This window comes from Microbulbifer sp. ARAS458-1 (assembly GCF_045348205.1).
Taxonomy (GTDB): Bacteria; Pseudomonadota; Gammaproteobacteria; order Pseudomonadales; family Cellvibrionaceae; genus Microbulbifer.
The window spans coordinates 3,472,228-3,486,652 of record NZ_CP155838.1; the positions used below are offsets into that span (position 1 = coordinate 3,472,228).

Below are 14,425 nucleotides of genomic sequence, written 5' to 3' on the forward strand. Positions count from 1 at the left end.
GTCACGGGCATTCAGCCCGCGGAGAAGACTTCCTGTCCGCCGATCCAGGTCTTTTGCACCTGAAGATCGTCGTTCATCAAAATCATATCGGCCGCAGCGCCTTCGGCGATGCGGCCACCGGCAAAACCCAGGTATTCCGCCGGGTAGAGAGCGGCCATACGCAGGGCTTCGGTCAATTCAACACCACACCAGTCGCGAATATTGCGCACCGCGCCGATCATATCCAGGTGCGAACCGGCCAGCTCGCCGGTATTGGAGGTCAGCTTGTCGCCGTCGCGGGTGACGATGCGATTAAACAGCGGGAAACTCTGCTCGTCGCTGCCCACCAGTGACATGGCATCGGTCACCAGCATGATCTTACCGCGGGGTTTGGCCTTCAGCGCGAGGGTGATCGCTTCCGGACTCACGTGGTGGCCATCGACAATCAATCCACACCAGCAATCGTCACTGATCAACGCGGTACCCACCATGCCGGGATCACGGGAGTGCAGCGGCGACATGGCGTTGTACAAATGGGTAAATCCGCTCGCGCCTGCGGCTACCGCCGCGGCTGCGGTCTTGCCATCGGCATTGGAGTGGCCGAGGCAGACTTTCACACCGAGCGACACCAGCCTGCCGATGTCTTCCGGGGAAACGTTTTCCGGCGCCAGGGTGACCATCTTCAGGCCTAGGTCGTCCCGGGCGTAAATCGCCAGCTCTTCATCGCTGAGCGGGCGAATAAAACATTCTTCGTGGGTGCCTTTTTTCGGCGCGCTCAGGTGCGGGCCTTCAAAATGCACGCCGAGGACACCGGGCACGCCTTCTTTCAGGGCGGCACTGACCGCGTCGGCGGCTTTTTGCATAACGTCCACCTGATCGGTAATCAGGGTGGGCATAAAGCCGGTAGTCCCGAACTGGGCGTGAGCCGCAGACATTTTGCCGAGGGCGTTGACGCTGGTGTCGTTATTGAACAGCGCACCACCGCCACCGTTGACCTGTACATCGATCAGACCTGGCGCCAGCAAACCCTGCAATCGCACAGCGTCAGCCGCAGGGGTTCCGCCGAGGGAAATCACCTTGCCGCCGTCAACGGTCAGCGCTACATCCTTGAGTAGCTGCTCACCGTCGAATAACTGTTGTGCGATAAATGCCTGTACCACGTCCAAAATCCTTATCCGCGATCAAACGGTCTGGGTAACTTTCTTCAGACCCGCCGGCTCGTCCGGGTTAATACCCCGGCTTACCGCCACATGGGCAACGTCGATATAGAAGCGCTGCAGCAGAGGCAGCGGTGCAACGCGCGGGTGTACACCTTTGCTCGGCACGTGCAGATTGATCAGGGTGCCACCGCGACGGATGATATCGGCGATCTGCTCGCTGTGGGCCTGGTAGGACTCGTCTTCAATGGGCACGTTCACCACGGTGAGCTTCTGCTCTACCAGAGTGACCGGACCGTGCAGGAATTCCGCACTGGAGAAAGACTCCGCGTGGACGCTGCACACTTCTTTCAGTTTCAGCGCCAGCTCGCGGGTGATGCCGTAGCCGGGACCGCGGCCGAGAACCACCAGGTTCTTCACGGCAGCCAGATCTTCCGGGCGCAGCTGCACGTCGGATTCGATGGCATCGGTCAGGGTTTGCGGCAGCATCTCAACGCCGGCTTTCAGCTCTTCGTCCTGGGTCCAGTTGGCCACCAGTTGCAGCACCGCAGACAGGGTGCACAGGTAGCTCTTGGTCGCCGCAACGGCCAGTTCAGGGCCCGCCTTCAGCGGCACTACCTGATCGACGATATCTTTGATTGGTGCACTCTCGTCGTTCACCAGCGCGACGGTGTAGGCGCCGGCGTCTTTCGCCATTTGCGCCTGGGCGAGGATGTCCGGGCTGCGGCCGGACTGGGAAATTACGATGACCAACGCATCTTCGAGCTTCAGTTTTTTACCGTAAACACTGGAAACAGACGGTGCCGCCGCAAAGGTCGGTGTGCCGGTCTCAATTTCAATCAGGTACTTGGCGAATACACCGGCGTGGTCGGAAGAACCACGGCCCACGATCATCACAAAACGCGGCGGCTTGCTGCGCAGTCGTTCGCCCAACGCTTCCATGATCGGTGCGTTGTTCTGCAGTTGTTCGGCAATCCGGCTCGGGGCTTCACGAGCCTCGGTTTCCATTACTGTCATCGCCATAGATGCATCCACCTTGTTGGCCTCACCAGAGGTCACTGCGCTCATAAAATCTATCCGTAACTTTTTCTGAAGTCGTCTTCCGACAACCTGTGTGTTCTAACGATCTGGCTCTGTCGTTCAAAGAGATTCCGGGTTTATTACCCGAACAGCGCCTTGGCATCCGCCTCTTCACGCGCTGTGGACTCACTCTCCCCCAGCGCCGCCAGAGAGTGCTGGGCAAAGTAGACACAGCCCAGCTCCGGCGGATCCAGCGGATCGGAAACCCGCTCCGCCACATGGGGCTTGAGCCAGGGCTTCAGGCGCGGCGCCAGGCCACCGATCATGGACAGGCGCGGAGGTTTGCCCTCCATCAACTTGTCTGCGAGGTCACTGATGTACGCAGCACCATCACGCATGATCGAGGCCGCTACCGGACAATTCGCCTCGGCACATTCCACTACCGGCACCGCCAATTTGGCATACTGACTGGAAGGCTTGCCGGCCATCATTTCAATAACATCGTAGGGGTCATTGGTACCCAGCGCGGATTGCAACTCGCCCTTCAGGTCCGAGTCTCCCGCCAGGCCCTCCATCGCCATCAACAGGTATTTGACCGCTTCCATCCCCAGCCAGGCACCGCTGCCCTTGTCGCCGTGAGGAAAACCATGACCACCGACAATCGCGCTGCGGCCATTCACCCACGAATAACCCACAGACCCGGTGCCAGCGATAATCACGGCACCATCTCCTCCCCGGTGCGCACCCAGGCATGCCGAGTGCTGATCCGTGGTAAGGAACATTTGCTTGAAGGGATGTGCCCAGGCGTTCATCTCGTTGTAGAGACGGGGCATATTCACCCCAGCCAGACCCACACCTGCAACCAGCTCTCCCAGAGTTTCCGCAGGCAGGCCGGCATCGGCCACCGCCAGTGCGGCAGAACGCACAATGGAATCAATGGTTTGCGCATAGCCATGAAGGGGGTTCGCGGGCCCGGAGACTCCGGTGCCCAACAGGCGATTGCTGGCGTCATAGACTGATGCACGGCACTTGCTACCACCGCCATCGACGCCAATGAAAAGAATGTCCCTGCTGTCTCTCAAAGCAACCATCTAACCGGCCCCTAAGATTTTCTATTGTTATGTGTCCTTGCCGGATTCCCCACCGCATTCACTGCGCCCCAGAGGATTCCAGCTGGGCGTCATCGACGCCTCTGCCAATATGTGAGAAATACTACAAGACAAATGACAGCGTTGTCATGCCTTTTTTCAAAAAAAACCCGAAGATTTGTCCCATTATATGCTGAATTTCCGTGCCTTTTGGTGAAAAAAACGTCGCCATAGCCCCTCAGGGCCAGCCCCGACGGTGGCAGGCGTACAAAAAACAACCTTCAATCTTTTCCCCCACGTCTTCACCTCGACCCGGTAACCGCCCCTCGCGCGTGTGGACCAGTTCAATCCACTTGCAATAAATTGGTCACACTTTTCTGCGATAAAGCGCGCGCCCGCGCTGGATTACAAGTAACAGCAATCACCAGCGCGAGCCTTGGGAACGTATTTCGTAGTGACAGGGGGCAGAATGAAACGCGATCTATCGCGCCGAGGGACAATTTTACCGAAGGATTTACTCGCAGTACTGCTGCGGCTTGTCCTGACTGCAGGCGTGCTGTTCAGTGGTCTCGCGTCTGCCGCCGACAGCAGTCGGGTTCTATTCCGCCTGACCGGCTCCAACACCGTGGGGGCAGACCTCGCGCCCGCACTGGTAAAAGACTACCTGAAATCCATAGGGGCGACAGAAATCCGGCAGCGCACCGAGGGCGAAAAGCACTGGATTCACGCGGACCTTGAGGGTGAGCAGGTAGTGGTACCTATCATCGCTCTGGGATCCAGCACCGGTTTCAAAGCATTGGATAGCGACACCGCAGACATCGGCATGGCTTCGCGGCGTATTAAAGGCAAAGAAGTCGAGCTACTGGCGCGTTTTGGTGACTTCACCAGTGCCCAGGCAGAGCACGTCATTGGCCTCGATGCACTGGTGATCACTGTGCACAAGGACAACCCAATCAATCGCCTCACCCTCGCACAGCTGGCCCAGATTTACAGTGGCGAGATCCGCAACTGGTCCCAACTGGGCGGCCCGGATCTGCCGATACGGCCACTACACCGGGATATCGAATCGGGCACCCGTGCCACTTTCGACAGCGAAGTTTTCGGCAGCACCCGCCCGGCAAAACCCTTCGTTTACGAGGTCTCCGGTAACCACGAGACCCGTGCGCTGGTTGAGCAGGATCGCGCCGCCATTGGCTACCTGCCATTTGCAGATTCCGATGGCATGCACAAGGTCGCAATCAAGTCCGGGGAGTTGGCGGCGGTGGTCCCGGATCGTGGCATTATCGCCACCGAGGACTTCCCCCTGACTCGACGTCTGTACCTGTACCGCAACCCGGGGCGCTTCAACGCGCAGGTCGATGCTTTTCTGAAGTTCGTTGAGTCTCCCGCAGGACAGCAGATCGTTGAGGCAATCGGTTTTATCAACCTGACACCGGTGTCCCTGAAGTTGCCCGCCTACGCCAACGCACCGGATAGCTATCGCCAGTTGATGGAGAACGGATCGCGCCTGAGCATCTCTTTCCGCTTTGCCGATGGCAGCACAGAACTGGATAACCGTGCCCTGCGCGACCTGCACCGGTTGCAGGAATTTATGGCCCAGGAGGAAAACCGCGACCTATCGCTGACCCTGGTGGGTTTTTCCGACCGCAAATCCAACCAGAATATCGCGGACCTTATTTCACGCTTCCGCGCCCTCAAGGTTCAGGGGGCACTTCTGCGGGATCATCAAATGGGCGACAGCCAGATTATGGCGGTTGGCGCCTTTGCACCGCTCACTGCCGATAGCGAACAGGGACCAGTGAAAAACAGTCGTGTCGAAGTCTGGATAAATTGATGAATCAGCCAAAGTAACACGCAAAGAAACAGCGGTGGTCGGGTACAGCAACTATATTTAACGCCATGACCACCGCAATCGTGACGCAATCCTCTCGCCCCAGCTCCCGTGCTGTCATCCTGTTGATGGCGGCACTTCTGTTGCTGCTTTCCGCCTGTTCCAGTGTGCGCCTCGCCTATGGCCATCTTGACTGGTGGATGGACCGCACCCTGAATAAATATCTCGATCTTGATGGCGCCCAGAAAGACCTGCTGCAGCAACGCGTCGATGAGTTTCATCGCTGGCACCGCCAGACGCAACTGCCCCGCTACGCGGATTATCTCGAAGAGCTTGCTGGCAAGGTCGACGACGCCGACACCAGCCCGACGAAACTGGCGGCCATCGAAGCCCGCGTAGACGCTTTCTGGCACGCCTCGATCACGATGTTGAGCGATCTGATGCTCCCGATCCTGGTGCAACTGGATGACAAACAGATCGATCAGCTCAGTGAGAACATGGAAGATGAGCGTGAGAAGTCTCTGAAGAAGTGGGACAAAGCGCAGCGCAAGCGGGAAAAGGAGTTTCGCAAGCAGGCAGAGCGCTGGCTTGGCGACCTGACGGGCGCACAGGAGTCCATGATTGATCGGCAGGTCGCCACCACCACCTTCGACCCCAAACGCCGGGATGCCCAACGGCAGCTATGGACTGCGGCATTTCTCGACACTTTGCGCAATAAACCACAAGGCTATGAGGCCCGCTTGCGCGCCCTGCTGATCGATCCTCAATCCCTGTGGTCGGACGACTATCGCAAGATGCAGGATCAGTTGCGCGCTCAGGCCAGAACCCTCGCTACGGAAATTCTTGAAAGTGCTACGCCAGAGCAACGTGCTCATCTGAAAAACACACTCCTGGAGTACGCCGCAGACTTTCGACACCTGGCGGCACAGCAACACTGACTGCCCGGCAACCCTAGTCTGTTTCAACTGCAACAAATTCCCTGCCACTTTTTCTCCCGTAATTCGCTGTTTTTACCGGGTTTTCCGGCAAAAAAGTGTCATAAAACATGACGCAATCCGCCCTCTGCTGATAAGCTCCCGTCCCGGAAACTTCCTGGGGAAGTTGTCTGTCAAGAGTTGTCCATCAAGAGAAGAGGATTTTCCGTGCGTATCGAGACCGCCCAACGCGACCAGCTGCAACAGTGGGAAAAAGAACTGGACCAGCAATACCAGCGCATTTGTCAGCACAACCTGAGCCTGGACCTCACCCGCGGTAAACCGGCGGCGGACCAACTCTCTCTGTCCGACAGCCTTGACGGTATTCTGAACGGAGACTACCGCGCGCCAGACGGTACAGACACCCGCAATTACGGCGGCCTGGAAGGCATTGCCGCCGCCCGCGAGCTGGGTGCAGACATCCTGCAGGTACCCTTCGATGAAGTGATGGCCGGCGGCAACAGCTCCCTGACCCTCATGTATCACGCGGTCCTCACCGGCTATCTGTTCGGCTTTGCCGGCAACCAGCCGTGGAAGGACATGCGCGCGCCCAAATTCCTGTGCCCGGTGCCCGGCTACGACCGCCACTTCTCAATCTGTGAGCAACTCGGCATCGCCATGGACACAGTCCCCATGACCGCCACCGGCCCGGACATGGACGCACTGGAACAGAAGATTCGCGAAGACGACCAGATCATTGGCCTGTGGTGCGTCCCCAAATTCTCCAACCCCACCGGCGTAACCTACGACGCCGACACCGTCGACCGCCTGGCGCAACTGGCGAAAATCGCCAACCCCGGATTCCGCATTTTCTGGGACAACGCCTACGCCATTCATGACCTTGACCACCAGGTAAAACTACCGAATATCCGCGAGGCCGCACTGGGTAATGATACCGCCGACTCGGTACTGCAGTTCGCCTCTACCTCCAAGGTGACCCACGCCGGTGCCGGTGTGGCATTTGTCAGCGCAAGCCCCGCCAACCTGGCCTCCCTCAAGCAGCAGATGTCAGCGATGACCATTGGCCCGGACAAAGTGAATCAGCTGCGCCACGCGCGCCTGTTTCCGGAGCTGACCCAGCTAAAAGAGCACATGCAAAAACATGCAGAAATCCTGCGCCCGAAGTTTGCCTGTGTGCTGGAGCACCTGGAGAAAAACTTTGCCGACACCGATCTGGGCGAATGGGAAAAACCCGCCGGTGGCTACTTCGTTTCCTTTAATACACGCCCGGGCGTAGCGGCAGAGGTGATTCGCCTGTCCGCCGACGCCGGTGTGAAACTGACCCCCGCCGGTGCGACCTTTCCCTACGGCAAAGATCCGGAAAACACCAACATCCGTATTGCCCCCAGCTTCCCACCTCTGGAAGAACTGGACACGGCCATGTCGGTATTTGTGCTGTGCGTAAAACTGGCGAGCGTGCGCAACGCATTAGCGAGCTGATTTCTCACTCCGCAAAAATTAAAAAAACCGGCAATTTTGCCGGTTTTTTTAATTTCTGATTTTCTACACAAGTATCAAATCTGATTGCGCCGCGTCTGCCAGGTAATCGGCCGCGCGTACTGCGCCACCTTGTCTTCCACCCCCAGTAACATCGCAAACAATGCCATGCGAACCAGCAGGCCATTGTCCGTCTGGCGGAAAATCGCCAGGCTCGGGTGTTCGTTCAGATCCGAATCCAGCTCGTTGGCTTCCGCGCGGGAATCCCGCGGCAGCGGGTGCATGATCACGGTATTGGGCTCTGCGTGACGGGTGAAAATATCGCGATTCAGACGGAAACGGCCGCGGTAGCGATCGGCGTCGGCCTGAGATTCAAAACGCTCTTCCTGAATACGGGTGGAGTACACGATATCCACATGCTTGATCGACGGCTCGAGCTGATCCGTCACCACCACCTGGTGCCCGGCTTCACGCAGCTTTTCGACCACCGCTTCCGGCATTGCCAGCTCCTGCGGCGATACCAGAACCAGCTGGACATTTTTAAACAGGCACAGCAGTTTGCACAGGGAGTGCACCGTACGGCCGTGTTTGAGATCGCCGATCATGGCAATGCGGAAGTTATCCAGGGAACCGCCCTTGCCTTCCAGTTCCTTGCGAATGGTGTACAGGTCGAGCAGCGCCTGCGTGGGGTGCTCGTTGGCACCGTCGCCACCGTTCACAATTGGCACGCGACTGGCGGCGGCGAACTCGGCGACCGAACCGGATTGCGGGTGGCGCATGCAGATAATATCCGAGTAACCGGAAAGCACCCGTGCGGTATCGTACAGAGATTCGCCTTTGGCCAGGGAGCTGGCAGACACCCCCACTGTCTCGCGCACCGTGCCGCCAAGCAGGTTGAAGGCACAGCCGAAGCTTACCCGGGTGCGAGTGCTGGGCTCGAAAAACATGTTGCCGAGGATTGCGCCCTCAAGGACACGGGTGACTTTTTCCCGGCGGGCGTAAGGAACCATGGTGTCCGCCACGGCAAAAATTCGGTCGATGTCGTCCCGCTCAAACTGGCTGACGGAAAGGATATTGGCACCGATAAAGTCCATTGCTGCTCCACAAGTTGCGCGATTATGCGCTGATAGCGACTGAATAGCCTCTGAAGTGCGCCGGGATCACCGGCGGCTGGGCGGGCGGTATTCTACGCGCGGGAGGGCGCGTGGAACAGTCGGGGATTGTGGTGGATAAACGCAGCGCATCCAACAGCGCCCCGCTAGCCCAACAGCGCATCACCCCAGGCTTCCAGTTGATCCAGCAGGTCACTGCGCTCCGGGAATTCCTCCCGCAATCGCGCAATCTCCTCGAAATAGGCTTCCATGGTAATACTCGCCCCGAACTTGGGATCCGTCAGCCGCTGGTAACGCCACGCTTCCCAGCGCTCCTGTTCTTCCTCATTCAGCGTCTCGGGGAAGTTGCGCGCCCGCAGGCGGAAGAGTAGTTCCGGCAAGCGGGAATCAGAAAATTGCGCCTGTCCAGACAGCGCTTGCGGACCGCGACTTGTCAGCGCACTGTGCAACTGGCGACACAGGTCGCGGTCGGCGTCATTCATAAAGCCATCGTAGAGACGCGCCTCCACATCCTTGGCCGGGAACTCCCCGTCGAGGAACACCTGATGCAGCTTTTCGGTCAGATCCAGCCCCTGCAGCTTCTGCCAGTTGGCCGCACAGGCCGCCTTGTCGATCTTCAGGTCCGCGGCGCGCTGGTCGGAAAGCATGTTCGCCGGTGCCAGCACCGGGCAGCGATTCATATGGATCAGCTTCAGACCCACAGGCAGATCGCCCTCGCCCAGCTTGTCGCGGGCGGTGTAGAGACGCTCGCGCAGGGCTTCCGGACCCAGATCGAGGATTGGCTGCGGATCCATGGCCAGGTTGGCGCAGATAACCGCATTGCGGTTTACCGGGTGCATGGCCAGAGGCAGGACATAAGTGAGGTGGCCGTGTGTCGCAGGCACCTTACCGGAGATGTGCAACAGGGGTTTGCGCTCCCGAGGATTCAGGATTTTGGCCACTTCCTGTTTGCGGCGCAGGTTGTACACGTAGTCGTAAAGCTTGGGCTGTCGGTCGCGGATCAGCCGCGCCATATCAATGGTGGCCCGCACATCCGACAATGCATCGTGGGCCCCCTCGTGACTGATCCCGTTTGCCGCGGTCAGTTCCTCCAGGCGGAATGACGGCACCCGCACACCATCGGCGATTTCCCGCTGCGGCCACTGGATCCCATCCGGACGTAGCGCGTAGGTCAGCCGCACCATATCAATGATATCCCAGCGGCTGTTGCCGGACTTCCATTCCCGCTCGTAAGGGTCCAGCAGATTGCGATAAAGGGTATGGCGGGTGACTTCATCGTCGAACCGGAGGCTGTTGTAACCTACCCCGCAGGTACCCGGCGCCCCCAGTTCCGCAAGAATCCGTTTGATAAACTCGATCTCCGGCATCCCTTCGGCGTGGGCCTTCTGGGGGGGCAGTCCGGTCACCAGCGCCGCCATGGGCTGCGGCAGGCAGTCGCTTGCGGGCCTGGAATAGATCATCAGAGGTTCGCCGACCACGTTCAGGTCTTCGTCGGTGCGAATACCGGCAAATTGAGAGGGCTTGTCTGCCCCCGGGTCTACCCCCCAGGTCTCATAATCGTGCCAATACAAGGTTGTCCCAGACAAAGCGTTCTCCCCTTTCCTATTCCGTCTGCAGGTGTATCCACCAACTGCGCGCCATGGTAACCCACCGGGCAATCATCGCGCAGGTTGCAATGCCCTCACCGCCCATTAAAATCCCGCCTTCTTCGATATACTCCCATTTTCAAGAATCGCCACGGGATAATGCCCCCCTTATGAATATTCGCCAGCAGCTTAACGACATTTTCCAGACCGCCATGACCGCCGCGGGAATTCCCGCCGAGTGCACCCCGGCGGTGGCGCCGGCCAAGAAGGCGGGCTTTGGTGACTACCAGGCCAATGGCGCCATGGCAGCGGCCAAAAAAGTGGGCAGTAATCCCCGCGAGCTGGCAGCCAAAATCATCGAGAACCTGGGTGAACAGCCCATGATCGAAAAAGTGGAAGTGGCCGGTCCCGGCTTTATCAACATCCACCTGAGTGAATCCTGGCTGGCCGGCACCCTCGCCGCCGCGCGCGCCGATACGCGCCTGAATATCCGTAAGGCCGTTGAACCGCAGACCGCGGTGCTGGATTACTCCCACCCCAACCTCGCCAAAGAAATGCACGTGGGCCACCTGCGCACCACCATCATTGGCGATGCCCTCGCCCGCCTGCTGGAGTTCCAGGGGCACACGGTGATCCGCCAAAACCATATGGGCGACTGGGGTACCCAGTTCGGCATGCTGCTGGCACATCTGGCGGACAAAATGGAAAACCAGGACGCCGAGGTGGCCCTGAAGGACCTGGAGGTCTTCTACCGTGAGGCCAAGGTCCGCTTCGACGAGGAAGAAGGCTTTGCTGATCGCGCCCGCGAATATGTGGTGAAACTGCAAGGCGGCGATGCGGACTGCCTGAAGCTGTGGCAGCGCTTTATCGACATCTCCATCAGCCACGCCGAAGAGATCTACGAAAAGCTGGGCGTTACCCTGCAACGCATAGACGTCTACGCCGAAAGTCAGTACAACGGCGACCTGCCGGTACTGGTGAAAGACCTGATCGAGCGCGGTATCGCCGTGGAAGACCAGGGGGCCATCGTCGCCTTCCTACCAGAAATGGCCGACAAGGAAGGCAATCCCAGCGTGGTGATCATCCAGAAGAAAGGCGGCGGCTATCTTTATGCCACAACCGACCTGGCCGCCATCCGCTACCGCGCCAATGTCCTGAAAGCAGACCGCATACTATACGTGGTGGACGCGCGCCAGACCCTGCACCTGCAGCAGGCCTTCACCGTAGCGCGCAAGGCCGGCTACATCGCCGACAGTCAGACACTGGAACACTGCGCCTTTGGCACCATGATGGGCGACGACGGTAAACCGTTTAAGACACGCACCGGGGGCACGGTAAAACTGGCGGAGCTGCTGGATGAAGCCGTTGAACGCGCCACTGCACTGGTGGCGGAAAAGAACCCGGAGCTGAGTGCAGAAGAGCAGGCAGAGATCGGTCGAGTGGTGGGCATCGGTGCGGTGAAATACGCCGACCTCAGCAAAACCCGCACCAACGATTACGTGTTCAACTGGGATGCCATGCTGGCGTTCGAAGGAAACACCGCGCCTTACCTGCAATACGCCTACACCCGTGTGCGCAGTATTTTCCGTCGCGCCGGCGTAGGCCCGTCAGAACTGAAAGGCGATATCCTGCTGAATACCGATGCGGAACGCGCCCTGGCCATCAAGCTGAATCAGTTCGGCGAAGTACTGGATCAGGTAGCCAAAGATACCTTCCCACATGTGCTTTGTACCTACCTGTACGAACTGGCAAGCGCCTACATGGGCTTCTACGAAGCCTGCCCGGTACTCAAAGAAGGGGTCAGTGAAGAAGAGAAGCAGAGTCGTCTGCAATTGTGCGACCTGGTAGCCCGCACCCTGTCTACTGGTCTCGACCTGTTGGGCATTGAGACCCTGGAAAAAATGTAACGCAAATAGTTGTCAGGCGCTTTCCCGGGAAAGTGCCTGCTGCAGTACCTGCTGGGCGCTGGCAAGATCTGCATCGTGGATCAGCCAGAGCTCAGATTGCCAATCCAGATTGCCCTGTCCGCTCACTTCCTTTCCTACACCGTCTCCACCCTCGATGGCTGGCTCCACCCGGGTTTGTTGCGTCAGTACCGGGTAACCGGCAGATTGCAGAAGATTGCGCAGATAGCTGCTGAGAAGCTGGTCGTCGGTGGTGTAGATTTTGCTCGCCATAGTGCGGACTGGTTAACCTTGCTGACCCTGGGTTCCGGGCTTGTGGCTCGGTGTCAGATCGAACATCAGTTGTGAAAAAATATTCCGCCGTTCCAGCACTCTGGGGGTACATCCGCGTGGAAAAACGGATCGGGATAAATTAAAGATAGACCAACCGGACAAACAGCGCCTGTCTATAGCGAAAGAAATTCGCGGCAATAGCGGCGCATATTGGCGAGGCGCGTCTGAAAATCCATCAGCGATTTTTCGATGAGCCAACCAACTCCAGCGGCCGCACCACACTGGCACATACCGCTTCACTGCCTTCAGTTGCATACACCGGCAATGTCTCGGTGTACAACTGGTATTTGTTTTTACCGTGTCGCTTGGCGTGGTACATGGCCATGTCCGCTTTCTGCAATATTCCCTCCAGGGTTTCTTCGTGGCCGTCGACCGCAACCACGCCCACGCTCATGGTAACAGTGACCAGTTTGTCGGCGATTTTTACCGGTTGCGCGACGGTATTCAGAAGCTTTTCAGCCAGAACACCATGGGCCTCCGCGCCTTTTACCCCACGCACGAACACACAGAATTCGTCACCACTCAATCGTGCAACAATGTCACCACACCGCATAACACTAAGCAGGCGCCGCGCGATGACACACAGCAGCTCATCCCCTCGCTGGTGCCCCAGGGTGTCATTGACCTGCTTGAAATCATCCAGGTCGATAAAAAACAGAAAGCTCTGCTCCTGTACATTCTCGGGCTGATGACGGGCGAGTTGCAGATGAAACTCCAACTGTTCCAGCAGGCTGAAACGATTCGCCAGCCCCGTCAGGCTGTCGTGCATGGCAATCTGTTCCAGCTGGGCCGTCTTGCGCGACACCATCTCATGCATATCCTGCAGCTGGTTGCAGACGGTAAGGCCGGTATTATCGAGAACATCCAACTCATCGCACTTTTCCGGATTTTTTTGTACCGGACGGATCAATTGACGCGCATCGTCAAAGCGGCCATTGGTCAGCAGAGGCAATGCCTGAGCCAGTCGCCGAAGTCGCACGATTGGCCCCCATAGCGTCCCCGCTACTGCTGCACTGAAAATCAGTGCGCCGAGCACGGAAAACAATAACAACAGCTGTACCGAATCATCGATGTGTTCCACCTGACCGGATACATCTTCGATAAATACAAATCGTGCACCATGTTCGTCCACACCCACATTCATGGTGCGAATATCAAATTGTCGATTGTCCAGTTCGTACAGTCGCGCGTGCTGGTGCAGCTCGTCCAGCGCCGCCACTTCACCGGCAACCCGGTTCAGCAAAGGCAACATTCGCTCACGGGAGGTCAGCGACAGAATTTCCCGCCGCCAACTGGCAAGATATTTTCCATTTTCCCCGGTGATATGAAGGGAGCGCTCCGCCGACAGAATGCCGATATCAGAGCCGGTCATTTCGCGAAAGCGTTGCAGCTGTTTTGCCAGGGGGCGCTCAATCTGCAGAACGTAGTCCCCACCGCGGGCGCGCATGGGTACCGACAGGCTTTGTACACAGCCTGGTTCGCACGCCACCTGCTCCAGTGGCTGACCACCCATCAGCACCTGCGCCACTTTCTCGGCACTCAATTGACTGTATGGCGCACCCCAGCTCAATACCGGTTTGCTGTCGGCATCGTAGATTTTTAACGAGTGAAGATCCCAACTCTGCTGAAGCAGCTCCCACTGCCGGTCCATCGCCTTGCGCAGTTCATCCCGTGATGAAATATGCCCACGGGGATTGAGGGCAATCAACTCTGCCAAACGGGCCATCTCAAGACGGGACTGCTGCAACAGGCCTGCTACCTGAAACTGAAAGTTGAGGTGCCGGTGTTCGCGATTTTTGGTCAGCAGAGACTGCAGGCTGCCGTTGCCCAGCAGGATAAAAAACAGGCACATCGCCACGACCAGCAATGCGGAAAGCAGACAGGCTTTAAAGCGCAGAGTGTTGACGTTTGCCGAAGGCAACACGATAGATCCCCTTATTCCCTGGGTCGTTGGCTGTACGCGACTCCTGCGACAGCTTCTTATCAATCTTTGAGTATGGCGCA

General features: G+C 58.1%; 11 protein-coding genes. 4 read left to right on the plus strand and 7 right to left on the minus strand.

Annotated elements, in window-relative coordinates:
* Nucleotides 1–11 precede the first annotated feature (11 nt).
* The 3 genes from nagA to nagK all read right to left on the minus strand — a co-directional run bounded on the left by nagA (nt 12) and on the right by nagK (nt 3,247).
* Nucleotides 12–1,139 (minus strand): N-acetylglucosamine-6-phosphate deacetylase, encoded by a 1,128-nt coding sequence (nagA, locus tag AAFH99_RS14430; RefSeq protein ID WP_406829186.1) that lies wholly within the window; start codon nt 1,137–1,139, stop codon nt 12–14.
* Nucleotides 1,140–1,160: 21 nt separating this feature from the next.
* Nucleotides 1,161–2,204, minus strand: coding sequence for a glucosamine-6-phosphate deaminase NagB-II (nagB-II, locus tag AAFH99_RS14435; protein ID WP_231491776.1), 1,044 nt, complete (start codon nt 2,202–2,204; stop codon nt 1,161–1,163).
* 92 nt (nt 2,205–2,296) lie between these two features.
* Nucleotides 2,297–3,247 carry an N-acetylglucosamine kinase gene (gene nagK / locus AAFH99_RS14440; protein ID WP_406828047.1) on the minus strand — a complete coding sequence of 317 codons (951 nt, stop codon included), beginning with the start codon at nt 3,245–3,247 and terminating at the stop codon, nt 2,297–2,299.
* 466 nt (nt 3,248–3,713) lie between these two features.
* Here nagK and AAFH99_RS14445 point away from each other — a divergent pair, with 466 nt between their 5' ends.
* From AAFH99_RS14445 to AAFH99_RS14455, 3 genes are all read left to right on the plus strand, one after another.
* Nucleotides 3,714–5,078: a substrate-binding domain-containing protein gene (locus AAFH99_RS14445; RefSeq protein ID WP_406828048.1), complete on the plus strand. Its 1,365-nt coding sequence runs from the start codon at nt 3,714–3,716 to the stop codon at nt 5,076–5,078.
* Between the two features lie 65 nt (nt 5,079–5,143).
* Nucleotides 5,144–6,013, plus strand: a complete 870-nt coding sequence (locus AAFH99_RS14450; protein WP_043318784.1) for a DUF6279 family lipoprotein — start codon at nt 5,144–5,146, stop codon at nt 6,011–6,013.
* 204 nt (nt 6,014–6,217) lie between these two features.
* Nucleotides 6,218–7,489: an aminotransferase class I/II-fold pyridoxal phosphate-dependent enzyme gene (locus tag AAFH99_RS14455; RefSeq protein WP_043318786.1), complete on the plus strand. Its 1,272-nt coding sequence runs from the start codon at nt 6,218–6,220 to the stop codon at nt 7,487–7,489.
* 74 nt (nt 7,490–7,563) lie between these two features.
* Here the strand turns inward: AAFH99_RS14455 and AAFH99_RS14460 are convergent, their stop codons facing one another.
* Nucleotides 7,564–8,580: an aspartate carbamoyltransferase gene (locus AAFH99_RS14460; protein ID WP_043318787.1), complete on the minus strand. Its 1,017-nt coding sequence runs from the start codon at nt 8,578–8,580 to the stop codon at nt 7,564–7,566.
* A gap of 164 nt (nt 8,581–8,744) precedes the next feature.
* Entirely contained in the window at nt 8,745–10,184 is a 1,440-nt protein-coding gene (gene sbcB, locus AAFH99_RS14465) for an exodeoxyribonuclease I (RefSeq protein ID WP_043318789.1), read from the minus strand.
* Between the two features lie 170 nt (nt 10,185–10,354).
* Between sbcB and argS the strand changes: the two genes are divergently transcribed.
* Nucleotides 10,355–12,091, plus strand: a complete 1,737-nt coding sequence (gene argS, locus AAFH99_RS14470) for an arginine--tRNA ligase (RefSeq protein ID WP_406828049.1) — start codon at nt 10,355–10,357, stop codon at nt 12,089–12,091.
* A gap of 12 nt (nt 12,092–12,103) precedes the next feature.
* Here argS and AAFH99_RS14475 read toward each other — a convergent pair whose 3' ends face one another.
* On the minus strand, nt 12,104–12,361 hold the full coding sequence (locus tag AAFH99_RS14475; RefSeq protein WP_406828050.1) for a putative signal transducing protein: 258 nt from the start codon (nt 12,359–12,361) through the stop codon (nt 12,104–12,106).
* Between the two features lie 235 nt (nt 12,362–12,596).
* The gene (locus AAFH99_RS14480; RefSeq protein WP_043318794.1) at nt 12,597–14,345 is read right to left on the minus strand and encodes a diguanylate cyclase domain-containing protein; all 1,749 of its coding nucleotides are present in this window, start codon (nt 14,343–14,345) and stop codon (nt 12,597–12,599) included.
* Between the last annotated feature and the right edge of the window lie 80 nt (nt 14,346–14,425).

What these genes read in the sequence shown, in the direction of transcription:
- AAFH99_RS14475 (WP_406828050.1), bottom strand. Translation starts at nt 12,361, where the DNA reads ATGGCGAGCAAAATCTACACCACCGACGACCAGCTTCTCAGCAGCTAT.
- AAFH99_RS14450 (WP_043318784.1), top strand. Translation starts at nt 5,144, where the DNA reads ATGACCACCGCAATCGTGACGCAATCCTCTCGCCCCAGCTCCCGTGCT.
- nagK (WP_406828047.1), bottom strand. Translation starts at nt 3,247, where the DNA reads ATGGTTGCTTTGAGAGACAGCAGGGACATTCTTTTCATTGGCGTCGAT.
- AAFH99_RS14460 (WP_043318787.1), bottom strand. Translation starts at nt 8,580, where the DNA reads ATGGACTTTATCGGTGCCAATATCCTTTCCGTCAGCCAGTTTGAGCGG.
- argS (WP_406828049.1), top strand. Translation starts at nt 10,355, where the DNA reads ATGAATATTCGCCAGCAGCTTAACGACATTTTCCAGACCGCCATGACC.
- nagB-II (WP_231491776.1), bottom strand. Translation starts at nt 2,204, where the DNA reads ATGAGCGCAGTGACCTCTGGTGAGGCCAACAAGGTGGATGCATCTATG.
- AAFH99_RS14445 (WP_406828048.1), top strand. Translation starts at nt 3,714, where the DNA reads ATGAAACGCGATCTATCGCGCCGAGGGACAATTTTACCGAAGGATTTA.